Below are 21178 nucleotides of genomic sequence, written 5' to 3'. Positions count from 1 at the left end.
TGAAGCCGACGAACGGAGGCCGTACACGCAGGTACGGCCAGAATGGGGCGGAGTATTACGAAGAGAATGTGAAAGTTTTGTTAAGCGGCGCTTTTGCCGTGGGGCATGCAGCCAGAGGGTAGCGCGTCGGGAACAGCCGCTGCCGTTCCCGAATCAGGCGGGGGATCAGGCGTGGGGATGACGCTGAACGACCGGCAAAGGTTGCGGTTGCGCACCCTGGGTCAACAGGCGCAGTTGCGCCAGCTCCTGCTTCAACTGGTCGCGTTCGTCTTTCAACTGACGCAATTCATCGCGACGAATCGTCACGTACAGGGTTTGTGGCGGCATTGCTGTGTGTACTGTGCCCATTGCTCACCTCGCAAATGGCGTGCATCAACTGTAGGTCGTCCCGGCTTGCGGTACAGATCTACTATCGGCGCCGATTTTGATTTCTTTTGCCTGTGAATGGAACTTTTTTATTTTTCATGGTCGGTGTGTCTTCAGCAGGATTCGGGGCGTTATCAGTCTGGATCGGGCACAATGCCCGGAAACTTCATCGCAACGCTCTGGACTAACCTCCATCAGTCGCGTTGGGCTATAACCAATGACACACATTTATTTGTAGTAAGGAGCATCAGCACATGCAACTCGGGATTATTGGACTGGGCCGCATGGGCGGCAATATTGCGCGACGTCTGATGCTCAACGGTCACACCACCGTTGTTTACGACCGCAATACCGCTTTCATCGATAACCTGGTCGCCGAGGGCTCCACCGGCGTCGCCGACTTGCCGGCACTGGTTGCCGGCCTGGCCAAACCGCGTGCGGTATGGGTCATGTTGCCGGCCGGCGCACCCACCGAAGACACCATCAACACCCTGAGCACTTTGCTCGAAGCCGGCGACACCATCATCGACGGCGGCAACACCAACTATAAGGATGACATTCGCCGGGCCAGGACTTTGGCCGAAAAAGGCCTGCACTACATCGACGTCGGCACCTCGGGCGGCGTTTGGGGCCTGGAGCGCGGCTATTGCATGATGATCGGCGGCGACGCTGAAACCGTGCAGCGCCTCGACCCGCTGTTCGCCGCACTGGCGCCGGGCATGGGTGACATTCCGCGCACCAAGGATCGCAAGTCTGAAGATCATCGTGCCGAGCACGGTTACATCCACGCCGGTCCTGCCGGTGCCGGTCACTTCGTGAAGATGATTCACAACGGCATCGAGTACGGCATGATGGCCGCGTTTGCCGAGGGCTTCGACATCCTCAAGACCAAATCCAGCGAGCGCCTGCCGGAAGATCAGCGTTTCGACCTGAACGTGGCCGACATTGCTGAAGTGTGGCGTCGTGGCAGCGTGGTTTCTTCGTGGCTGCTGGACCTGACCGCCGATGCGCTGGCCAGCGATCCGAAGCTCGACGGTTTCTCCGGTTCCGTCGCTGACAGCGGCGAAGGTCAATGGACCATCGAAGCGGCCATGGAACAAGCGGTGCCGGTACCGGTGCTGTCGAACTCGCTGTTCTCGCGCTACCGCTCGCGCGGCCAGGGCACGTTTGGCGACAAGATTCTTTCGGCCCAGCGCTTCGGCTTCGGCGGCCACGTGGAGACACCGAAGAAATGACCCATACGATCCGCAGAAAATCCAAGGCAGAACCCGCACCACCGACCACGCTGTTTTTGTTCGGTGCCCACGGCGACCTGGTCAAGCGCTTGCTGATGCCGGCGCTGTACAACCTCAGTCGCGACGGCTTGCTTGACGACAATCTGCGGATCGTCGGCGTTGACCACAACGCCATTACCGATGAGGCCTTCGCGCAAAAGCTCGAAGACTTCATCCGTACCGAAGTGGCGGCGAAAGTCGGCAAGGGCGATCAGATGCTTGATCCGGCCTTGTGGGCCAAGCTCGCCAAAGGTATCAGCTACGTCCAGGGCGACTTTCTGGACGACAGCACCTATTCAGCGCTGGCGGCGAAAATCGCCGACAGCGGCACCGGCAATGCGGTGTTCTACCTGGCCACCGCGCCGCGTTTCTTCAGTGAAGTGGTGCGCCGTCTCGGCAGCGCCGGTTTGCTGGAAGAAACCCCGGAAGCGTTCAGAAGGGTGGTGATCGAGAAGCCGTTCGGCTCCGACCTGCACACCGCCGAAGCGTTGAACGCCTGTTTGCTCAAGGTGATGTCCGAGAAGCAGATCTATCGGATCGACCATTATCTGGGCAAGGAAACCGTGCAGAACATTCTGGTCAGCCGGTTCTCCAACAGCCTGTTCGAAGCGTTCTGGAACAACCATTACATCGACCACGTACAGATCACCGCCGCCGAAACCGTCGGTGTCGAAACCCGTGGCAGTTTTTACGAACACACCGGCGCACTGCGCGACATGGTGCCCAATCACCTGTTCCAGTTGCTCGCCATGGTTGCGATGGAACCGCCCGCGGCGTTCGGCGCTGACGCGGTGCGCGGCGAGAAGGCCAAGGTGGTCGGGGCGATTCGTCCATGGACGACCGAAGAAGCCCGCGCCAACTCGGTTCGCGGCCAGTACAGCGCCGGCGAAGTCGATGGCAAAGCCTTGAACGGCTATCGCCAGGAGCCCAACGTATCCCCTGACAGCACCACGGAAACCTACGTGGCGCTGAAGGTGATGATCGACAACTGGCGTTGGGTCGGCGTGCCGTTCTACCTGCGCACCGGCAAGCGCATGAGTGTGCGCGACACCGAGATCGTCATTTGCTTCAAACCCGCGCCTTACGCGCAGTTCCGTGACACCGAAGTCGACGAATTGCAGCCGACTTACCTGCGTATCCAGATCCAGCCGAACGAAGGCATGTGGTTCGACCTGCTGGCCAAACGGCCGGGGCCAGCGTTGAACATGGCCAACATCGAGCTGGGTTTTGCTTACAAAGACTTTTTCGAGATGCAGCCGTCGACGGGGTACGAAACCTTGATCTACGACTGCCTGACTGGCGATCAGACGCTGTTCCAGCGTGCCGACAACATCGAGAACGGCTGGCGCGCTGTGCAGCCGTTCCTTGATGCCTGGCAACAGGACGCGAGCGTGCAGGCCTATGCCGCGGGTGAGGACGGCCCGCAAGCTGCCGAAGATCTGCTGACTCGCGATGGTCGCGTCTGGCATGGCCTCGGATGAGTGATGTGCCGAAACAACCCATCCGTTTTCTGCTCAGCGACATGGACGGCACACTGTTGCTGCCGGATCACACGCTGAGCCAACGCACCATCGACGCGGTGCGTTCGCTGCGGGAGGCGGGCGTGTTGTTCAGCCTCGCCACCGGCCGGCCACCGAAAGCCATGCTGCAACAAATCGAAGCCCTGGGTGTTGATTTGCCGACGGCGGCGTTCAATGGCGGCACTATCGTCAACCCGGATGGCAGTTTGCTGGTCGCGCATTACCTGCCGGCTACCACCGCACTGATTGCGCTGGCGCTGTTCGCTGATCAACCGGACGTTGAAATCTGGGTGTTCAGCGGCGGCGATTGGCTGCTCAAGGATCCGCACGGGCCGATGGTGCCGCGCGAACAGCACGGCCTCGGTTATCCACCCGTCGTGGTGGAGAGTTTCGAGCCGTATCTGCAGCGCATCGACAAGATTGTCGCGACCAGCAACAACACGGAACTGTTGATCGAACTGGAAGCGCAACTGTTGCCGAAGGTCAACGGGATGGCGCAGGTGTCGCGTTCGCAACCGGTTTATCTCGACGTGACGGCGCTAGAGGCCAACAAGGGCACCGCACTGGCGACTTTGGCCGAGCACTTGGGCATACCGCTGGAGCAGACCGCTGCGATTGGTGATGGCGGCAACGACCCGGCGATGTTTCATTGCGCAGGCCTGTCGATTGCCATGGGGCAGGCTGAGGAGACGGTGAAACGCCAAGCCGACGTGGTCACCGCGCCGAACACCGAAGACGGCGTGGCCCAGGCGATCGAGCAATACATCCTCCCTCACTGACTCCACCCAAAAACCAATGTGGGAGCGAGCCTGCTCGCGAAAGCGGTGTGTCATTCAACGAATCTGTTGTCTGACACTCCCTCTTCGCGAGCAGGCTCGCTCCCACAGGTTTATTCAGTGTTTGTCAGAGCCAGTAGCCCAAGCGATCGAATACATCCTGCCTCGCTGAAAGCACGCAAAACCAAATGTGGGAGCGAGCCTGCTCGCGAAAGCGGTGTGTCATTCAACGAATCTGTTGTCTGACACTCCCTCTTCGCGAGCAGGCTCGCTCCCACAGGTTTATTCAGTGCTTGTCAGAGCCAGTAGCCCAAGCGATCGAATACATCCTGCCTCGCTGAAAGCACGCAAAACCAAATGTGGGAGCGAGCCTGCTCGCGAATGCGGTGTGTCATGCAACGAATCTGTTGTCTGACACTCCCTCTTCGCGAGCAGGCTCGCTCCCACAGGTTTATTCAGTGTTTGTCAGAGCGGTAGCCCAAGCGATCGAGAAATACATCCTGCCTCGCTGAAAGCACGCAAAACCAAATGTGGGAGCGAGCCTGCTCGCGAAAGCGGTGTGTCATTCAACGAATCTGTTGTCTGACACTCCCTCTTCGCGAGCAGGCTCGCTCCCACAGGTTTATTCAGTGCTTGTCAGAGCAGTAGCCCAAGCGATCGAGAAATACATCCCGCCTCGCTGAAAGCACGCAAAACCAAATGTGGGAGCGAGCCTGCTCGCGAATGCGGTGTGTCATTCAACGAATCTGTTGTCTGACACTCCCTCTTCGCGAGCAGGCTCGCTCCCACAGGTTTATTCAGTGCTTGTCAGAGCGGTAGCCCAAGCGATCGAGAAATACATCCTGCCTCGCTGAAAGCACGCAAAACCAAATGTGGGAGCGAGCCTGCTCGCGAAAGCGGTGTGTCATTCAACGAATCTGTTGTCTGACACTGCCTCTTCGCGAGCAGGCTCGCTCCCACAGGTTTATTCAGTGCTTGTCAGAGCCAGTAGCTCACGGCATACCAGCCCAGCAGGCCCATGACGAAGGTGTACGGCAGCGCCATCCACACCATTCGCCCATACGACAGACGCACCAGCGGTGCAATCGCCGAAGTCAGCAGGAACAGAAACGCGGCCTGGCCATTCGGCGTCGCGACACTCGGCAAATTCGTACCTGTATTGATCGCGATCGCCAGCGTCTCGAAGTGCTCGCGGCTCATGTGCCCGGCAAGGAACGCCTGTTTCACTTCGGTGATGTAAATCGTCGCGACAAACACATTGTCACTGATCGCCGACAGCAGGCCGTTGGCAATAAACAACATGCCCGGTTGTTGCTCGACCGGCAGGGCGAGCACCCATTGAATCAACGGCGCAAACAGCTGTTGATCGTGAATCACCGCCACCACGGCAAAAAACACCACCAGCAATGCCGTAAACGGCATGGCGTCCTTGAATGCACTGCCCAAACGATGCTCGTCGGTGATGCCGGTAAACGCGGTGATCAACACAATCACCATCAACCCGATCAGGCCGACTTCGGCGATGTGAAAAGCCAGGCAGCCGATCAGGATCAATGCCGCAGCGCCTTGCACCAGCAGTGCTGCGCGTTGGCGCGCCGTGCGTTCAGCATTGTCTTCAGCGGCGAAGTTAGCCAACACGGTGCGAACATTGTCCGGCAGTAGCGTGCCGTAGCCGAACCAGCGCAGCTTTTCCAGCAGCACGCAGGTGACCAGACCTGCCGCCAGCACCGGCAGCGAAACCGGCGCGACTTTCTGGAAGAACTCGCCGAAGTGCCAGCCCATTTCGTGGCCGATCAACAGGTTCTGCGGTTCACCGACCAGTGTGCACACGCCGCCCAACGCCGTACCGACAGCGCCGTGCATCAACAGACTGCGCAGGAAAGCGCGGAATTGTTCCAGATCTTCGTGATGCAGTTTCGGCAGGTTCTCGTCGTCAGCAAACTCGCTGTCCTGGCGCGGATCGTTGCCGGACGCGACACGGTGATAAACGGAATAGAAACCGACCGCTGCACTGATGATCACGGCGGTTACCGTCAAGGCATCGAGAAACGCCGACAAAAACGCCGAGAGGAAGCAGAACATCAAGGCCAACGCCGCTTTGGAGCGCACGCCCAACAACAGGCGCGAGAACAGAAATAGCAGCAGGTCTTTCATGAAATAGATGCCCGCCACCATGAACATCAGCAACAGGATCACCGGGAAGTTGTGCACCAGTTCATCGTAAAGTGCTTGCGGGGTGGTCATCTTCAACAGCAAGGCTTCGATCAACAGCAAGCCGCCGGGCATCAGCGGATAACACTTGAGCGCCATGGCCAGGGTGAAGATGAATTCGATCACCAGCAACCAGCCGGCCGCGACCGGGCCAACGGTGAACAGCACCAGCGCATTGAGGATGAGGAAACCGACAATGGTCGCCTTGTACCAGCGTGGCGAGTGCCCGAGAAAATTATGCGCGAACGCTTGGGCCATTGAACCGGACATCGGCAGCTCCTTTTATTAAGAAGCGCGAAAGTTGCCGGATGTGTCGAGGAAGATCAAGCCGCTCGTCGATTTAATCCCCGTCGTCGCCGTGGAAGCAGGTTTTTTTAGACGATTCGCGGGGCAAACAACAAGACCCGCCGAGTTATCGCTCGACGGGTCATGTTGACGATGAAACAGAACTACCGTTGCGCCAGTTTCTCAGACGCTACATGGATCATCCAAGGTTCCGAGTGGCGATCCGGTTCGGATTCAGATCGGCAGATGAACATATAACTATCGCCGGGGAGTAAGTCCTTAATAGGGGTAATGAAAACCCCGTATTCATTTGCTTCGAAGACAACCCCTTCATGGGCATCACTGAGTATCCGGCCAAATTCGTTCGGCTTGGCCGTGCCAATCAGAACTACTGCTGTCTGCGTTGTGGTTTCGCCATCTTTGATGGGCTGATAATTTCCCAGGCCGTATCCAAATTGAATACTCAACAATGCCGGTTTTTCGATCTCGACATGCCAGGGGGCTGATTCTTTGCCGTTTAACTCTCGAGCGACGAATTTATGCTTGCCTGGCTTAAGGCCTGTGAGGTGGGCGCTCCAGTGCCCGCTGTTATCGACATTGAGCAAGCGAAGCACAATACCGTTATCCACAAGTTCCACCACCTGGCCAGGTACGCCCTTGCCGATAAACCTCAGGTCGGTATGAGCTGTACTTGAACCGTTTCCGATGGGCTGGTCGTCCGGCCCTTTTATAGATTCGATTAATAGCTGATCTAGTGCAGCAATAGTAACCACCCAAGGCGATGATTCTTGTCCAGACTCGTCTAGCACGGTGTATACATGAGTACCCAGCGACTGGTTAAAAAGTTCTGTTGTAAAGTGGCCAGTCGCGTCTACAAGAACAGGGGCAATCGGGGTTCGGCTATCCAGAATGTCCGCCGGTCTCGCCGGAGTGGCCACGCCTTTGATAAAAAAGTCGCTAACCGTGACAACACTGTCGGGTTCGATGTAATTCCCATCCAGATCGGTGAGTTCGAGGATTCGTGGTTCGATCTTGCTAGCACGCGTGCTCGAGGCTTCAACTTGCGTCAGTTGTCCAGGTAGTTTCTGTTGATCAGTCATTCAAAAATTCCTTTTTCAGGTTCAACGCGCAGCCATCTGCGCGTGTCGCTATCTGAGCGCCGATCAATGGCAGCGTCTACTGTCAGAAATTACAGGTGCAGGGCTAAATCCGATGAATGGCAGCGCTGCGGCTCTTCGCTTGACTAGTGATTGAAATACCGCGCCACCATTGCCCGGTAGCTGCCATCGAGCGAATAACCGCCAACGAGGGTGGCGCCATCCGCTTGCACGGCCAGCGAGTTGGCCGTATCCAGGCTGCGGCCCAAGCGCGTGCGCAGCCAGCCTTTACCGTCGGCAAAGCTGTGATCCAGGCCGCCATCACTCGAGTAGCGGGCGACGATAAAGTCCGCTTCGATTCCACCAATGGTTGCACCGACCGCGATGATGCGGCCGTCCGCCATACGTTGCGCGGCGCTCCATTGGCAGCCGCTGGGGCCGATTTCCAGCAGTTGGGGTTGGCCGGCATGGTTGTGCAGGTTCGGGCGGCCATTGGTGTGCAGGCTGTACGCCATACAACGAATCGGATCGCGGCTGCTGCCGAAACAGTGCAGCGCGTCGGCGGACTCAAGGACCTGACTGACCAGAGCGCTTTTGCCGTGCGCCTTGAACGCCATGAAACCATCCACGGCGAAGCGTTCGTCGAGGCGACCATTGGGCAGGTAGCGCGCCAATAAACCCTCCTGCGGGAAGTCGATGGAGCCTGCCACCACAATCCGCCCATCCTTCTGCACCAGCAGACTGCTCAGCCAGGTGTTGAGCAGCAAGTGGCGAATCATCACAAAACCGCGGCCATTGAAGGTTTCATCGAGGCTGCCGTCGGGCTTGAGGCGAATCAGCATGCCGGCATGGTCGGCGAGTTCGAAGTGGTGATTGGCGATCAACAGAATATGGCCGTCTTCCTGGACGACAAAATCGCAGGCTTCGGCGCCCGGTACGCCCGGCGGCAGCCAGGCATCACGGCTGCCCATGGACAGATCGCCGGGCAAGCGCACCACCTGACGACCATTGTCGCCAAAGCGCAAATCCGGTTTGCCCTGAGCGTCGAACAGGGCCAGTGCGGGCAGGGTGCGATGAGCGTTTTCATAATGCAGGCCGGCGAGCAGGATGCGCCCGTCGGGCAGTGCCTGGACTTTACCGGCCGTGGCTTCGAAGCCTGGGGCAAACGTATCGATCACGCTGCCTTTGTCGCCAAAGGCCAGATCAGCCGAGCCATCGGCGAGCATTCGTGCCAGTCCGAATCGATTGCCGGCAGCAACGCCGACTTTCGCCGCGACGAGGATCCGCCCCTGCGCATCGAGGGCGATATCCTCGGTCAGGCTGGACAGGCTGTCAGCGAAATACACTTGGGCGATGCCGGTGGTGGCAAATGTTTTATCGAGTTGACCGGCAGACGTCGATAACGCCGGCAGCGCAAAAGTGTTCAGAGTGGACATGCACGCATCTCCTTGCGAGTTGACCTTTACCGGAACCGGGTGGGTAACTGCATGAGCGGAACATTCAATCCCTGAACCGGGAGAAGTACAACTGTAAGAACTAACAGGTGGAGGGTCGCACTGTGCCAGAACAGTGTCTTTTTGAACCAATAGCAAGCCGGCCAAGCAGTTAAGCCTGAGCACCTTGCAAAGAGTTGTACAAAAGTATCGGGTGTTTAAAAGATTACAACTAAGCGAAGAGGGCGGATGACCTGAAAGTCATCCGCATCGCCCGGCTGTTAGTGCGGCATCGACCACGATTGCAGGCTGTAACCTTCTTCGCTGAGCTCAGCGCGAGCCTGCTGCAGTAGTTGCTCGAGTTGCGCTGGATCGGAGTAGGCGCTGCTTGGGATCTGTTTGCGACCGATGTGCGAATTGGTTCGGTCAATGACGGTAAGGCTCAGTTCGCCATTGCCGTCTTGTGGCGCCCAGGCCACGCACTGGAAAGGTTTGAACGCGTGGTTGGCAATCAAAAGAGCTTCGTTGATACGGAGCGGGGCGGTCATGGGTTGTTCTCTCTATGGTGCCCAATCAAGTGATGTGCCGTCGGTTGGGCTTACCGTTCGGCTGGTACTTGTACTGATGCACCGAACCCGCAGGCAGGTCACACATGAAACAAAGAAATTTCAACTTTCTTTCATGGCGTTGCTTTACCGACAGGTTTTTGAAAGCTCCCTGAAAGGTTAAGGCTGGGATTAGTCGATAGCTCACTAACAACTTTGCTTCTTATAACGTGATTGCTTGTACACCTATAAGCAATCGATACAAGGCCCTGTCAAAATCTTGCTAATGTTACAGTCGGGTCTGCCAAATGACTGTTTTTACAATCATTTCTAATAATTTGGCGCCAAGGAACAGTCATGAGCGAAGCGCCTGCGTTACGACGTTTACTGGTGGTCGATCCGTGCGACGACTGCCACCGCTTATTGCCCGGATTACGCGCCGTAGGTTGGGATGTTGATAGTTGTACCCTGGAAAACGCTGCCGATCGCAGTTGTGACGTCGGCTTGTTGCGTTTGCAGCCGTTTCACCTCGAACGTCCCGAAGCCGTCAAAGAACTGATCAGCCGCAGTGGCACCGAATGGATCGCCGTGCTCAATCAGGAAGTGCTGCGATTACAAAACGTCGGTGACTTCGTCTGCGAATGGTTTTTCGATTTTCACACCTTGCCGTTCGACGTCTCGCGCGTGCAGGTGACGCTCGGGCGCGCGTTCGGCATGGCGCGTTTGCGCGGGCAAGGCACGATCCACGTCGATCAGCCCGAACATGAACTGCTCGGCGACAGCAAGCCGATCCGTGAACTGCGCAAACTACTCAGCAAACTGGCACCCACCGAATCGCCTGTGTTGATCCGCGGCGAAAGCGGTACCGGCAAAGAACTGGTCGCGCGCACGCTGCACCGCCAGTCCCAGCGTCACAGCAAGCCGTTTGTGGCAATCAATTGTGGGGCGATTCCTGAGCATTTGATTCAATCCGAGCTGTTCGGCCACGAGAAAGGCGCCTTCACCGGCGCGCATCAACGCAAGATCGGGCGCATCGAAGCGGCCAATGGCGGCACGCTGTTTCTCGATGAAATCGGCGATCTGCCGCTGGAACTGCAAGCCAATCTGTTGCGTTTCCTGCAGGAACGGCACATTGAACGTGTCGGCGGCAGCCAGCCGATTCCGGTGGATGTGCGGGTTCTGGCGGCGACTCACGTCGACCTGGAAGCGGCCATTGAGAAGAAGCGATTTCGCGAAGATTTGTATTACCGGCTCAACGTGCTGCAAGTGGTCACTGCGCCTTTGCGCGAACGCCACGGCGACCTCTCAATGCTGGCCAACCATTTTTCCCATTTCTACAGCCACGAAACCGGTCGACGCCCGCGCAGCTTCAGCGAAGACGCGCTGATTGCCATGGGCAAACATGACTGGCCGGGCAACGTCCGTGAGCTGGCCAACCGTGTGCGGCGCGGGCTGGTGTTGGCCGAAGGGCGGCAGATCGAGGCCCGAGACCTGGGGCTGATCAGTCAGCATTCGATCGCGACACCCATGGGCACGCTGGAAGACTACAAGACCCGCGCCGAGCGCCAGGCACTGTGCGATGTGTTGAACCGGCACAGCGATAATCTCAGTGTGGCGGCCAAAGTCCTGGGGGTGTCGCGGCCGACGTTTTATCGCCTGCTGCATAAACACCAGATTCGCTAGATACCTGAAGATCAAAAGATCGCAGCCTTCGGCAGCTCCTACAGGGATTACACAAATCCGATGTAGGTGCTGCCGAAGGCTGCGATCTTTGGCTTTTGCCTAGAAGTAGTACGGGAATTTCAGGCTGAAGGAAAAGTCCGGGGCATCGTCGGTCATGCCGATGGACAGGTTGGGCACAATGGTCAGGTTGTCGGTGGCCGCAATGGTCATGCCGACGTTGAAGTAACCGGCATTGGCGTCGCTGGACACCACCGATTCCCAATCCCCGCCATCCTGTTTCAGCTTGCTCTTGCGTTGCACCAGGTCAGACACCGAGAACGACATACTCATCTTCTCGTTCAGCGCAAACGCAATACCGGCGCCGATCTGGAAGCTGTCGCCGATCTTTACCTTGCCCGGGTTTTTCTGGTTGACCGTCGAGCTGATGTCGTCAAACGACTCCTCCAGGTTGTGGGTGTAGGACAAGCTGCCGAACAGCACCGCCGGGTCGAACGTCTTGACCAGCGAAATGCCGGGGGTGATCGACCAGACGCCGTTGCCGGTGGGCAGGGTGTCAGGCACAAACAGATTGGAGTTGGCATCGGTCTGGCGCAGTTTGATCCCGAACGGATCCTTGCCGGTTGGCGCCTTGACCCGCAGTGTGACCACCGCGTCCGGTGTATTGACCGACTCGTCGAGAAACTTGTAAGCGATGCCGAAGTTGACGTCGCCAATGGTGGGATCCTTGGTGACGGTTTCTTCTGTGGTGACACCCGCCGCGCCCTCATTGCCGCCGCCCGACTGATAAGTCGATTCGCGATAGACCACGGGCACGTTCAGGTCGAACTGCCAGCGGTTGTCGAAGTTGTAGCGGCCGGTAAGGTCGAGGGTCCAAGTGTCAGCCTTGATCCGGTCAAGGTTGATGTTGCCAAGAAAGATCGAATCGAGTGCGAGGAACCCGTTGAGAATCAGCTGACGGGTGTCATAGCGCGAGTAGGTGATGCCGGTTTCGACACTGAACTTGCCGCCGCCGAAGAAGCCGCTGGCTTCGTCGTACAGGTTGGAAACGCTCTGCGCCGGTTGTGAGTCGTCCGCCAGTGATTGCCCGTAAGAAGCGCCACTGCCCCCGGCGGCGCCTCCTGATGCTGCTGCCGCACCGGTGCCGGTGGCGACGCGGTTGCCTTTCATGTCCGACGGCGATTTTGCCAGCCGTTTTGATGGTGGGGCGGCGGGTTGTTCTTCAACCTGGCGGACTCGTTGTTCGAGAACCGCCAGGGCCTTTTGTTGTACTTCGTATCGTTGTTTCAGCTCCAGAAGTTCCTGTTTCAGGGCCTGTACATCTGCATCCGGTGCTGCTTGCAGCATCGCCGCAGGAAGAAGAGTGCTCAAACACACTGCGGCACGCAGTGATACTGATCGATACATGAATAAGCCGTCCCTTTAAGCCCAATGATCGAGACTCAGCGTAGTTCAATATCCAATACTGCGTAGGGCCCCGAGTTGAGTCAGGTTGCAATCCAGTGCGCCGGCGCTTCTGCCGTTATTATTGAGTACGACATTAAGTTGAGTCAGGTTATTGACCACGTTGGCACTGCCGAGCAGGCGGGTGTTCTGCAGTAAACCGCTGGAGGCGACCTGTTGCAGCGCCGAACCTTGATTGCCACTGGCTTGAATCGCCATTTGCACGCCACCCGTACCGGTTGCCGACACCGCGACATTGCCGGCGGCATTACTGCCGGAAATGGTCTGGCCGGCCAGCAGGGCTTGGCCCTGTGCGGGTGCGAGTGCTGGCGCCTGATTGGCTTCCTTGACGTTGATGGCGACGTTGTTGTTCGCCGTGTTGCCATCACCCGCCGCGCGTACGCTCTGCGTCACGCCCGACGATGAGTTAAGACCGGCACCGCCGATAATCGATCCTGTGCCCAGTTCCGGCGTACTGCCGTTGCCCATCTCCTTGATGGTCGAAACGTAGAATTCTGGTTTGATTGTGGCCTGTTGCACCTGCATCGAGGCAGACGCTCCGATCAGGTCTCCGCTGGCGTTGCGCCAGGTACTGCTCATGACAATGCCGAAGCTGATAATCCGCCCCGGCATGACATAACGACCACGCAGCTCGGCGAGCTCCTGGTCCTTGATTTCTATGGGTTTGAATCCTGCATTGGCATAGCCTGACGCACTCGCTGCCAGGCAGGCGGCGGCCAGCCAGTATGAGGTTTTCATCTGCTGCTCCCGGGACATCCAGTCCCATTTTCTATAATCGGCGATTAAAAGAAGTCGCTCTGAATGAACCCGAAATCCATCAATTCAGCATCTTTGACCGGGTTGAAACCATCCAGCTTGTTCTTGGCCGTCAAGGGCACCGGAGGGCTGCGCAAGGCGTTGGCCTTGTCATATCCGGGACCGACGATGGCGAAGACAATGCCGTTCCAACCTTTGACAAAGTCATCATGTTTGTAGCGTTTATGGCCGAGCACCGGGTCTCCGATGTAAACCCAATCCTTGTCCGAGCGCTGCAACACGACGAAATGCTTGTAGCCGCGAATTTCCATCAGTACCACCACCGGGATCGTTACCGCTTCGAGCTTTTCCGGTGGAATCTTGTAACCCCTGGCGCGCATGCCGATGCTTTCTATGTAGCGCTTCATGTCCAGCATGGAAAAACCTTGAGTACGAACAAGGTCCTGGTCAGCGTTGACCAGCATGCCTTTGATGATGTGCTCCTCATCGACGTCGAGCCAATAGGCCTGGCGTAATACCGTTGCCAGTGCAGCAGCGCCGCAGCTGAAATCGGTTTTCTGTTCGACGATGTCGGCAAACTTGCGCTCACGAATGCTCTGCACGTTTTTGTAGACGAGCGTGCCACCCGGCAGGGCAGCCACGGGCATCTGACCGGCCTGAGTCAGGCCACAGACGAAAAGCAGAGCGAGGAGGGCAGTCTTACGCATGATCGATACGCCTTTGCGGACTGAGGAAAAGCCCCGTTTCCGGGGCTTTCGTTCGATCGCGATTACAGGCAGGCTCTGCAGCCAGCAGCGATGGACAGCGAGTTGCTTTGTTGGTTGCCCACACCCGCCGAGACGTTGGCTCCGCCGTTGCCGGAGAAGTTGTTCATCGAGTTGGTCATGTTGGCATTGTTGACCACAGGGGCTTTCCAGCCGTCTTTGGTCATCACTTGCTGAGTGGTTACGCCAGCGAGGCCAAAGGTACCGACGGCTTCGAACTTGGCTTTCTGGTCATCGTTGCCGCCGTGGCCGCCGCCACGATTGCCATAACCGCCGTGGTGGTCATCATCTTCGATGGTTGCAGTGCCTTTGGCTTTGAACACGCCAGCAGCGGCATAAGTGCCGGTGAGTGTGTCGGTTTTGTAGGCTTGCACGCCTTTGTTTTCTACAACCAGGCCAGTGGAAGACTGGTTGGCAGAAGCAGCAGCCTGAGCTACGCGGCCACCGGATACGGCGATCGCCAGGTTGTTTTTCTGCTGGTTGAAGTTGCCGGCAGTGACGTTGATGCCGATGTTGCCGGAACCATTGTTGCCTGCGTTGTTGAGCGTAGCGTTGTTGAAGGTGGACGAGTTTTTCACATAGTTGTTGTTGTTGACTTGAGTTGCACTCGAAGCAGCAACAGCGTTACCGAAGATGAAGCTTTCGTCAGCTGTGGCCAGCGCAGCAGCGTTGTCCTGCTGGTTGCCGTCGCCGGCTGCAACGTTGGCGCCCATGTTGCCGTTGGAACCGTTGAGCGAATCACTGGCATTAGCGTTGTTCAGAGTGCCCTGGTTTTTCACCACGTTGCCGTCGCTGTCTTGCACGTCAAGCACAGCGGCACCAGCGCCTGCGGTGATTTGCAGCAGTTGTTCCAGGGTTGGGCCTTTAGGCTGGTTATTACCATGGCCGTTACCGTGCCCGTTACCGTGACCATTACCATGATCGTCATCACGACCGCCTGCCTGTGCTGCGATTGCCATCACTGCTGCAAGTGCGAAAACCAGTGGTTTGAGAGCCATTGTAGGTTTCATGGTGTTTCTCCATCGTGCTTATTAGTTGGTTAAGTGTTGGTACTTTCTAATTGCACTGCTTTTGTTGTTTGGGTCAGTCAGCGACCCGGATGCTCAGGGTGTTAGCCATTCGGTTCCCCACCCCGGCACTCTGGTTCACCTGGATTACCCCGCGGCTGCCGGTGAAGGCCTGATCACTTGTCGTGACCTGGCGACTGCCGGGTGAGGTACCAGTTGCTCCTGAGCTCGGTAAAAGCGCCACGTTCTGTTGCGAAAGGGCACTGTCGTCAACGCTCTGCGGGGCAGCACTGATGCTGACGCGCGTCACATTGGCCATCTGGTTGTTGGCCCCGGCACCCTGGTTCACGCCCAGGATCCCGTTGCCATTGCTGAAAGAGGTGCCGCCGATGGTTGCGCTGGCGTCCATCGAGCGCGAGGCAGGTGTATCGATTTTCTGCATGACGCTGGTAGTGGCGTGGGATTCGGTGCCGATCGCCACAGCCTTGACGTTGGCCTGTTGCATTTGATCGCCAGCCGCCTGGTTGACGTTGAAATTGCCGCGGTACTGAACCCCGGAATCTTGAATGTTGGCCTTGTTCACTGAACCAGGTTCAGCAGCCATGGCAGTGGTGCAACCGAGCAGGGCAAGCAGAAGGAGTGAACGATTCATCTCATTGGCCTCCGGCCATGCGGGTCAATGGCGCAAGGCCGGAACTCATGGCGCGGTTGATCGTGCCGGAAATCGCGCCACCGGAACCGCCGCCGTGTCCTGCGCTCATGCCGGGCATGCCATTGGGATTGGTGACGGTATTGAGGCCTGGCAGATTGCTGCCGGCCTGGACATTGTTGACGGTGCGGAACGCGCTGCCGCTGGCGACACCGGCGAAGTCGCCGTCGCTCAATTCGGTGCTGTTCATGGTGGAGTTGATGCGTGCGGACGGATTGGCATTGACGGTGGTCGGGTAGGGGTCTTTGCCGCCATTGCGACCAATCGGGATCGGCTGGACATCGCGGTTGAGGACGATGACGCCATTGCCTTCTGCGTGGACATTGAAACTGAGCAATGTGCTGGCTGCTGATCCGATCAGCAGAAGGCAGGTCAAACCTTTTTGGATATTCCCCACGGCTGCAATTCCTTCTTCAGTGGGCTGGCCCGAGTCAGCGTTGTGAAGGAGAGAGCGAAAGCTGTGCCGCTTTTTAAATGTCGTTTGGTTTCAGATGCTTGCAAAAATCAGCCGCGCAGCTGATACACACACTGTTTCAGGATTGATACACGCGTGCGCGCGCCGACCTGTCTATTGGCTGAACAAAGCTCTGGAACGAGGGTTTGCGACGATGTGTTTCAACCGTGAAACAACGGCGATGACAAAACAGTGAACAGTGCTGAGACGGGCACTTTGCACCTCACGGAGTGTTTCAGGATCGGACACTTTGCCCCCAAAACAGGGGGGATCATTGGGGAAACTGACCCGTTGGCCGGGTCACTCCGCCAGCAGTTGCTCGACGGCGGCAAAAGCCTGTCGTTGGCGTTCGGCCCAATTGCCCTGAATGATCAGAAAGCGCTGATGGTGGGTTTCCAGCCAGTTTTGCGTGGACTGGTAAAACGCCAGACGCTCGTCCAGATCCGGTTGGCAGCGCTGACCGTCATCGGTCCAGTCGACCTGTTCCGGGGACAAGAGAAGGTGCAGGTCGTAATGCCGGGTCAGCAACTCGGATGCCAACCAGTCCGGGCAGTCACCGAACAGCGTCTGGCTCCACAGCATGTTGCTCAATAAGTGAGTGTCGAGAATCAGCAACGACGGCTGTTGCGCCCGCGCTTCATCTTCCCGTTGCAACTGGCCCCGAGCGATGGCAGGGATGTCGGCCAGGCAGGTGTCACGGGGATTGAGTTCGATAAAGCGGCGCACGTATTCATCCACGCGCACACCGCCAAAGCGTTGTTGCAGGCCCGCCGCCAGCCAGCTCTTGCCGGTGGATTCAGGCCCGGTCAGCACCACGACCTTCATGTGCGCAACGCCGGGTCAGCGCGCCATTCGCGAAAGCCTTGAATGGCCAGCAGAGTGAACAGACCGTACAGCGCAGCGGTCAGGTACAGCCCTTTATAGATGAACAAGCCGACAAAGATCACATCGAGCACAAACCACAACGCCCAGCATTGCAGGCGTTTCTGCGCCATCCACAGTTGCGCAACCAGGCTGAAACCGGTGAGCGCGGCATCGAGCCACGGTTGCGCGGCGTCGGTCCAGTGGGCCATGGCCGCGCCGAGCAGCAGGCTGCCGACCGCGCCAGCACCGAGGCCGATCAGGATAGAGCGTTGATCGAGGCGGGTGACCTCGCGGCCGTCATGCATCGTCCCGGCGCGAGTCCATTGCCACCAGCCATAGACTTGCAATGCGGCGTAAATCACTTGCAGCAACATGTCCGAGTACAGCTTCACTTCGAAGAAGATCCAGCTGTAGAGCAGCACCATGATCAGCCCGATCGGCCAGCACCACGGATTCTGTTTGACCGTCAGCCACACGGCGATCACGCCAAGGGCGGCGGCAAACAGTTCAAGCCCGGACATGGGGTTTCCTTGGGGGAAATTGAGGAGGGGGCGGATTGTACTGCATTGGGCCAAACCCCTCACCCTAACCCTCTCCCGGAGGGAGAGGGGACTGACCAAGTTGGATGTTCGAGATACGCCGACCTGATCTTTCTGCGTTGAATCCATAATCGACTCGATTTTTCAGGTCGACGTATAGCTTGAGACACCTCGGTCGGCCCCCTCTCCCTCCGGGAGAGGGCTGGGGTGAGGGGTGGGCTCACCAGAGTTACACGGGTCAGACGCGGAACTGGCGCAGGAGGGCGTTGAGTTGTTCGCTCAACTGGCCGAGGCGCAGGCTGGCGGCACTCGACTGCTCGGCCGCGATCGCCGTGCTGTGCGAGAGGCCAGCAGCCTGCGTCACGTTCTGATTGATGTCCTCGACCACATGCGCCTGCTGCAACGTAGCGCTGGCAATCGACGCATTCAGGCCATTGAGATTGCGCAGTGCCTGGCCGATGGCATTCAGACTGGCACCGGCCAGCCCGGCTTGTTCAATGGTCAATTGCGACGCCTTGCTGCTGTCACCGATCACCTTCACGGCCGCCTCGGAATGGTTCTGCAGGCGCTCGATCATCGACTGGATTTCCGCGGTCGACTTCTGCGTGCGCTGCGCCAACAAGCGCACTTCGTCTGCCACCACGGCAAACCCGCGACCTTGTTCACCGGCACGGGCGGCTTCGATCGCGGCGTTGAGTGCGAGCAGGTTGGTCTGTTCGGCAATCGAGCGGATCACTTCCAGCACGCTACCGATCTGGGTGCTTTCGGCCGCCAGGGTGCGAATCACTTCAACCGCTTGATCGATGGTGCCGGACAGCTTGTCGATCTGCTGCAAGCTGCCGTCGATGTTGATCTGGCCCTGTTGCGCCTGCGCTTCGGCGTCACGCATTTCGGCGGCGGCATGCTCGGCGTTCTTCGCCACATCTTGCACGCCATAGGTCACTTCGTTGATCGCCGTGGCCACCAGTTCCATCTGCTGCGATTGCTGCTGGCTGCGTTGCTGGGCCTGCGAGGCGTCGTTGCCCAGTTCGCTGGACGACTGGCCCAAGGCGCTGGCCGACACCTGCAAATCACCGATCACCCGCCGCAGTTTGGCGGTGAAGGCGTTGAAGTGATGCGCAAGCTCGGTGACTTCATCCCTGCCATGGGTATCGAGACTGCGAGTCAGGTCGCTTTCACCACTGGCAATGTTGGCCATGGCGTTCACGGTTTCTTGCAGCGGACGGACGATGCTGCGTGCGATCAGGATCACCAGCAGCGCCATGATCAGCGCAATCGCCAAACCGATGACCGAAGCCTTGATCATTTGGCCCTGGAATTCCGCCTGCACATCATCGACATAAACCCCGGAGCCGAGCACCCAGCCCCAAGGTTCGAACAGTTTGACGTAGGAAGTCTTGGCCACCGGCTCACTGGCGCCCGGTTTTGGCCAACGATAGTCGACCATGCCAGCGCCTTTGGCTCGAGCGATGGCAACCATTTCGTTGAACACCGCAAAGCCGTCCGGATCGCGGATCGCCGAGAGGTTCTGGCCTTCAAGTTTCGGGTTGGTCGGGTGCATGACCATCACGGGCGTGAGGTCGTTGATCCAGAAATAATCGCTCTGGTCGTAGCGCAGGCCGCGAATCGCCGTCAGTGCCTGCTTCTGCGCCGCGTCTTTGCTCAAAGTGCCGGCGGTTTCGAGGTCGTGGTAATAGGTCAGCAGGCCGCTGGCCGTCTGCACCACGTGCTGGGTTTTCTGGGCCTTGGCGTGATACAGGTCGTCGTGGATCTGCTTGAGCATCAACACGCCCAAGGTCAGCAACATGACCACCGCCACAATCAAGATGAGCCACAAGCGTCGGCTGATCGACACACTGCGCAAGCTGTTCATAACGCTGTCACTCCGGATTCTTTTTCTTGTAATAAACGACCGCCAGCATCCAACCACGATTTCGTGAGCGGGCATACGCGACCCAAGTCGTATAACGCGGCAGCGCTATTAAGGCTTGTCTGTTAGGATTTCGGCCCCGCGCGTGAAAACCTGAATCCAAATTGATATTTCACGGAATTTTGACCGTTTCGTGTGGATCCTGTGCGCGCGGAATCGGTACAGCCACAACCAGCTACGCTGATCGCAGTGAACGTAAAAAAATACTATCGGGGCATGCCGGCGCGCATCGCTCTTTGGGGGATTGATGGATCTTTGGACGGCCTTGCAGGCACTGATACTAGGAGTTGTAGAAGGGCTGACGGAGTTTTTGCCCATTTCCAGTACCGGACACCAGATCATTGTTGCCGACTTGCTCGAATTCGGCGGCGAACGAGCCATGGCGTTCAATATCATCATCCAGCTCGGCGCGATTCTCGCGGTGGTCTGGGAGTTTCGACGCAAGATCTTCGATGTGGTCATCGGTTTGCCGACCCAGCCAAGCGCACGGCGTTTTACCGCCAACCTGCTGATCGCGTTTCTGCCCGCTGTGGTGCTGGGGGTGATTTTTGCCGACCTGATCCACGAATACCTGTTCAACCCGATTACCGTTGCGACTGCACTGGTGGTGGGCGGCATCATCATGTTGTGGGCGGAAAAGCGTCAGCATGAAGTGCACGCCGAAACGGTCGACGAGATCACCTGGAAAGATGCCTTGAAAGTCGGCTTCGCCCAGTGTCTGGCGATGATTCCTGGCACCTCGCGCTCTGGCTCGACGATCATTGGCGGGTTGCTGTTCGGCCTGTCGCGCAAGACCGCCACCGAGTTTTCGTTCTTCCTCGCCATGCCAACCATGGTCGGTGCAGCGGTCTACTCGGGCTACAAGTACCGCGATCTGTTTGTACCGGCAGACTTCCCGGTGTTCGCCATCGGTTTCGTCACAGCGTTCATCTTCGCCATGATCGCCGTGCGCGGCTTGCTCAAGTTCATCGCCAGCCACAGCTACGCGGCGTTCGCCTGGTATCGGATCGTGTTTGGTCTGGTGATTCTGGCGACGTGGCAGTTTGGCTGGATCGACTGGGCGGCGGCCAAGCCATGAGTGACTCCCGCGCACGCCGGCCCGAAGGGCGACCTTCGGGCGGCAACATTCAGTACCTGAAATTGAAACTGCTGGTTCTGCTGATCGTCTGCGCGCTGCCGCTGTTCGGCTCGTTGTCGATGTGGCTGCGCGGGATTTCGCTGGTGCCGCTGGCCGCTTACGGGATCGTCAGCGTGCTAGCGTTCTTCATGTATTGGGCCGATAAGCGCAAGGCGCAGACGGCTGCCTGGCGTACACCGGAGAACATCCTGCATGCCGTAGAGCTGGCGGGCGGCTGGCCGGGCGCGTTGATTGCCCAGCAGGTGTTCCGGCACAAGACGCGCAAGGTGTCGTTTCAGGTTCTGTTCTGGGTGATTGTCGTGCTGCACCAAGTGTTCTGGATCGACCAGTTGTTTCTTGGCTCGAATCTGCTGACGCTGTTCTAAA

The 21178-nt window shown here is 58.1% G+C and carries 20 protein-coding genes; 6 read left to right on the top strand and 14 right to left on the bottom strand.

The annotated features are described in order from the left end of the window. Positions 1 to 165 precede the first annotated feature (165 nt). The gene (locus tag AB4N44_RS03540) at positions 166 to 348 is read right to left on the bottom strand and encodes a DUF6026 family protein (RefSeq protein WP_016983768.1); all 183 of its coding nucleotides are present in this window, start codon (positions 346 to 348) and stop codon (positions 166 to 168) included. Between the two features lie 272 nt (positions 349 to 620). Between AB4N44_RS03540 and gnd the strand changes: the two genes are divergently transcribed. From gnd to AB4N44_RS03525, 3 genes are read left to right on the top strand one after another with little or no spacing between them, the layout of a single operon-like run. Then, complete coding sequence (gene gnd, locus AB4N44_RS03535; protein WP_034153922.1) at positions 621 to 1601, top strand: phosphogluconate dehydrogenase (NAD(+)-dependent, decarboxylating); 981 nt, start codon at positions 621 to 623, stop codon at positions 1599 to 1601. Next, positions 1598 to 3121 (top strand): glucose-6-phosphate dehydrogenase, encoded by a 1524-nt coding sequence (gene zwf, locus AB4N44_RS03530; RefSeq protein WP_460110203.1) that lies wholly within the window; start codon positions 1598 to 1600, stop codon positions 3119 to 3121. Before gnd ends, zwf begins: the two co-directional genes overlap by 4 nt. Continuing rightward, positions 3118 to 3939, top strand: coding sequence for an HAD family hydrolase (locus tag AB4N44_RS03525; RefSeq protein WP_460110205.1), 822 nt, complete (start codon positions 3118 to 3120; stop codon positions 3937 to 3939). The genes zwf and AB4N44_RS03525 overlap by 4 nt, the downstream gene beginning before the upstream one ends. Positions 3940 to 4914: 975 nt before the next feature. Here the strand turns inward: AB4N44_RS03525 and nhaB are convergent. From nhaB to AB4N44_RS03505, 4 genes are all read right to left on the bottom strand, one after another. Then, positions 4915 to 6417 carry a sodium/proton antiporter NhaB gene (nhaB, locus tag AB4N44_RS03520; RefSeq protein ID WP_150708585.1) on the bottom strand — a complete coding sequence of 501 codons (1503 nt, stop codon included), beginning with the start codon at positions 6415 to 6417 and terminating at the stop codon, positions 4915 to 4917. Between the two features lie 179 nt (positions 6418 to 6596). After that, positions 6597 to 7532, bottom strand: a complete 936-nt coding sequence (locus tag AB4N44_RS03515) for a hypothetical protein (RefSeq protein WP_223026867.1) — start codon at positions 7530 to 7532, stop codon at positions 6597 to 6599. A gap of 143 nt (positions 7533 to 7675) precedes the next feature. Further along, positions 7676 to 8965 carry an NHL repeat-containing protein gene (locus tag AB4N44_RS03510; RefSeq protein WP_460110207.1) on the bottom strand — a complete coding sequence of 430 codons (1290 nt, stop codon included), beginning with the start codon at positions 8963 to 8965 and terminating at the stop codon, positions 7676 to 7678. Positions 8966 to 9243: 278 nt separating this feature from the next. Continuing rightward, on the bottom strand, positions 9244 to 9510 hold the full coding sequence (locus AB4N44_RS03505) for a hypothetical protein (RefSeq protein ID WP_016983763.1): 267 nt from the start codon (positions 9508 to 9510) through the stop codon (positions 9244 to 9246). A gap of 354 nt (positions 9511 to 9864) precedes the next feature. Between AB4N44_RS03505 and AB4N44_RS03500 the strand changes: the two genes are divergently transcribed. Beyond that, positions 9865 to 11190 carry a sigma-54 dependent transcriptional regulator gene (locus tag AB4N44_RS03500; protein WP_127927869.1) on the top strand — a complete coding sequence of 442 codons (1326 nt, stop codon included), beginning with the start codon at positions 9865 to 9867 and terminating at the stop codon, positions 11188 to 11190. Positions 11191 to 11289: 99 nt separating this feature from the next. Here the strand turns inward: AB4N44_RS03500 and AB4N44_RS03495 are convergent, their stop codons facing one another. The 9 genes from AB4N44_RS03495 to AB4N44_RS03455 all read right to left on the bottom strand — a co-directional run bounded on the left by AB4N44_RS03495 (position 11290) and on the right by AB4N44_RS03455 (position 19617). Then, positions 11290 to 12594, bottom strand: coding sequence for a hypothetical protein (locus AB4N44_RS03495; protein ID WP_460110209.1), 1305 nt, complete (start codon positions 12592 to 12594; stop codon positions 11290 to 11292). 45 nt (positions 12595 to 12639) lie between these two features. Next, positions 12640 to 13389 carry a hypothetical protein gene (locus tag AB4N44_RS03490; protein ID WP_127927865.1) on the bottom strand — a complete coding sequence of 250 codons (750 nt, stop codon included), beginning with the start codon at positions 13387 to 13389 and terminating at the stop codon, positions 12640 to 12642. A 44-nt stretch (positions 13390 to 13433) separates the two neighbouring features. After that, positions 13434 to 14114 (bottom strand): C39 family peptidase, encoded by a 681-nt coding sequence (locus AB4N44_RS03485; protein WP_127927862.1) that lies wholly within the window; start codon positions 14112 to 14114, stop codon positions 13434 to 13436. A gap of 62 nt (positions 14115 to 14176) precedes the next feature. Beyond that, positions 14177 to 15181, bottom strand: coding sequence for a heme utilization protein (locus AB4N44_RS03480; RefSeq protein WP_127927860.1), 1005 nt, complete (start codon positions 15179 to 15181; stop codon positions 14177 to 14179). Positions 15182 to 15254: 73 nt separating this feature from the next. Further along, on the bottom strand, positions 15255 to 15830 hold the full coding sequence (locus AB4N44_RS03475) for an adhesin (protein ID WP_150751325.1): 576 nt from the start codon (positions 15828 to 15830) through the stop codon (positions 15255 to 15257). Position 15831: 1 nt separating this feature from the next. Then, positions 15832 to 16284 (bottom strand): hypothetical protein, encoded by a 453-nt coding sequence (locus AB4N44_RS03470; RefSeq protein WP_127927856.1) that lies wholly within the window; start codon positions 16282 to 16284, stop codon positions 15832 to 15834. A gap of 357 nt (positions 16285 to 16641) precedes the next feature. Then, positions 16642 to 17166 carry an AAA family ATPase gene (locus AB4N44_RS03465; protein ID WP_160040245.1) on the bottom strand — a complete coding sequence of 175 codons (525 nt, stop codon included), beginning with the start codon at positions 17164 to 17166 and terminating at the stop codon, positions 16642 to 16644. Then, complete coding sequence (gene pnuC / locus AB4N44_RS03460) at positions 17163 to 17726, bottom strand: nicotinamide riboside transporter PnuC (protein WP_160040243.1); 564 nt, start codon at positions 17724 to 17726, stop codon at positions 17163 to 17165. Before pnuC ends, AB4N44_RS03465 begins: the two co-directional genes overlap by 4 nt. 256 nt (positions 17727 to 17982) lie before the next feature. Beyond that, positions 17983 to 19617 (bottom strand): methyl-accepting chemotaxis protein, encoded by a 1635-nt coding sequence (locus AB4N44_RS03455; protein ID WP_460110212.1) that lies wholly within the window; start codon positions 19615 to 19617, stop codon positions 17983 to 17985. Positions 19618 to 19921: 304 nt separating this feature from the next. Between AB4N44_RS03455 and AB4N44_RS03450 the strand changes: the two genes are divergently transcribed. Both AB4N44_RS03450 and AB4N44_RS03445 read left to right on the top strand, forming a co-directional pair. Further along, positions 19922 to 20752, top strand: coding sequence for an undecaprenyl-diphosphate phosphatase (locus tag AB4N44_RS03450; protein ID WP_127927848.1), 831 nt, complete (start codon positions 19922 to 19924; stop codon positions 20750 to 20752). Further along, positions 20749 to 21177, top strand: a complete 429-nt coding sequence (locus AB4N44_RS03445) for a DUF1294 domain-containing protein (protein WP_460110213.1) — start codon at positions 20749 to 20751, stop codon at positions 21175 to 21177. The genes AB4N44_RS03450 and AB4N44_RS03445 overlap by 4 nt, the downstream gene beginning before the upstream one ends. Position 21178: the final 1 nt, after the last annotated feature.

The organism is Pseudomonas sp. S3_C06 (assembly GCF_054667675.1).
Note: the sequence above shows the minus strand (reverse complement) of the source record. Positions and strands in the feature narration are given on the sequence as shown.

Excerpts from the sequence above, each read along its gene's own strand:
- AB4N44_RS03505 (WP_016983763.1), bottom strand. The coding sequence starts at position 9,510 with ATGACCGCCCCGCTCCGTATCAACGAAGCTCTTTTGATTGCCAACCAC.
- AB4N44_RS03490 (WP_127927865.1), bottom strand. The coding sequence starts at position 13,389 with ATGAAAACCTCATACTGGCTGGCCGCCGCCTGCCTGGCAGCGAGTGCG.
- AB4N44_RS03465 (WP_160040245.1), bottom strand. The coding sequence starts at position 17,166 with ATGAAGGTCGTGGTGCTGACCGGGCCTGAATCCACCGGCAAGAGCTGG.
- AB4N44_RS03500 (WP_127927869.1), top strand. The coding sequence starts at position 9,865 with ATGAGCGAAGCGCCTGCGTTACGACGTTTACTGGTGGTCGATCCGTGC.
- AB4N44_RS03515 (WP_223026867.1), bottom strand. The coding sequence starts at position 7,532 with ATGACTGATCAACAGAAACTACCTGGACAACTGACGCAAGTTGAAGCC.
- AB4N44_RS03525 (WP_460110205.1), top strand. The coding sequence starts at position 3,118 with ATGAGTGATGTGCCGAAACAACCCATCCGTTTTCTGCTCAGCGACATG.
- AB4N44_RS03485 (WP_127927862.1), bottom strand. The coding sequence starts at position 14,114 with ATGCGTAAGACTGCCCTCCTCGCTCTGCTTTTCGTCTGTGGCCTGACT.
- nhaB (WP_150708585.1), bottom strand. The coding sequence starts at position 6,417 with ATGTCCGGTTCAATGGCCCAAGCGTTCGCGCATAATTTTCTCGGGCAC.
- AB4N44_RS03480 (WP_127927860.1), bottom strand. The coding sequence starts at position 15,181 with ATGAAACCTACAATGGCTCTCAAACCACTGGTTTTCGCACTTGCAGCA.
- gnd (WP_034153922.1), top strand. The coding sequence starts at position 621 with ATGCAACTCGGGATTATTGGACTGGGCCGCATGGGCGGCAATATTGCG.
- pnuC (WP_160040243.1), bottom strand. The coding sequence starts at position 17,726 with ATGTCCGGGCTTGAACTGTTTGCCGCCGCCCTTGGCGTGATCGCCGTG.
- zwf (WP_460110203.1), top strand. The coding sequence starts at position 1,598 with ATGACCCATACGATCCGCAGAAAATCCAAGGCAGAACCCGCACCACCG.
- AB4N44_RS03445 (WP_460110213.1), top strand. The coding sequence starts at position 20,749 with ATGAGTGACTCCCGCGCACGCCGGCCCGAAGGGCGACCTTCGGGCGGC.
- AB4N44_RS03495 (WP_460110209.1), bottom strand. The coding sequence starts at position 12,594 with ATGTATCGATCAGTATCACTGCGTGCCGCAGTGTGTTTGAGCACTCTT.
- AB4N44_RS03475 (WP_150751325.1), bottom strand. The coding sequence starts at position 15,830 with ATGAATCGTTCACTCCTTCTGCTTGCCCTGCTCGGTTGCACCACTGCC.
- AB4N44_RS03450 (WP_127927848.1), top strand. The coding sequence starts at position 19,922 with ATGGATCTTTGGACGGCCTTGCAGGCACTGATACTAGGAGTTGTAGAA.
- AB4N44_RS03510 (WP_460110207.1), bottom strand. The coding sequence starts at position 8,965 with ATGTCCACTCTGAACACTTTTGCGCTGCCGGCGTTATCGACGTCTGCC.
- AB4N44_RS03455 (WP_460110212.1), bottom strand. The coding sequence starts at position 19,617 with ATGAACAGCTTGCGCAGTGTGTCGATCAGCCGACGCTTGTGGCTCATC.
- AB4N44_RS03540 (WP_016983768.1), bottom strand. The coding sequence starts at position 348 with ATGGGCACAGTACACACAGCAATGCCGCCACAAACCCTGTACGTGACG.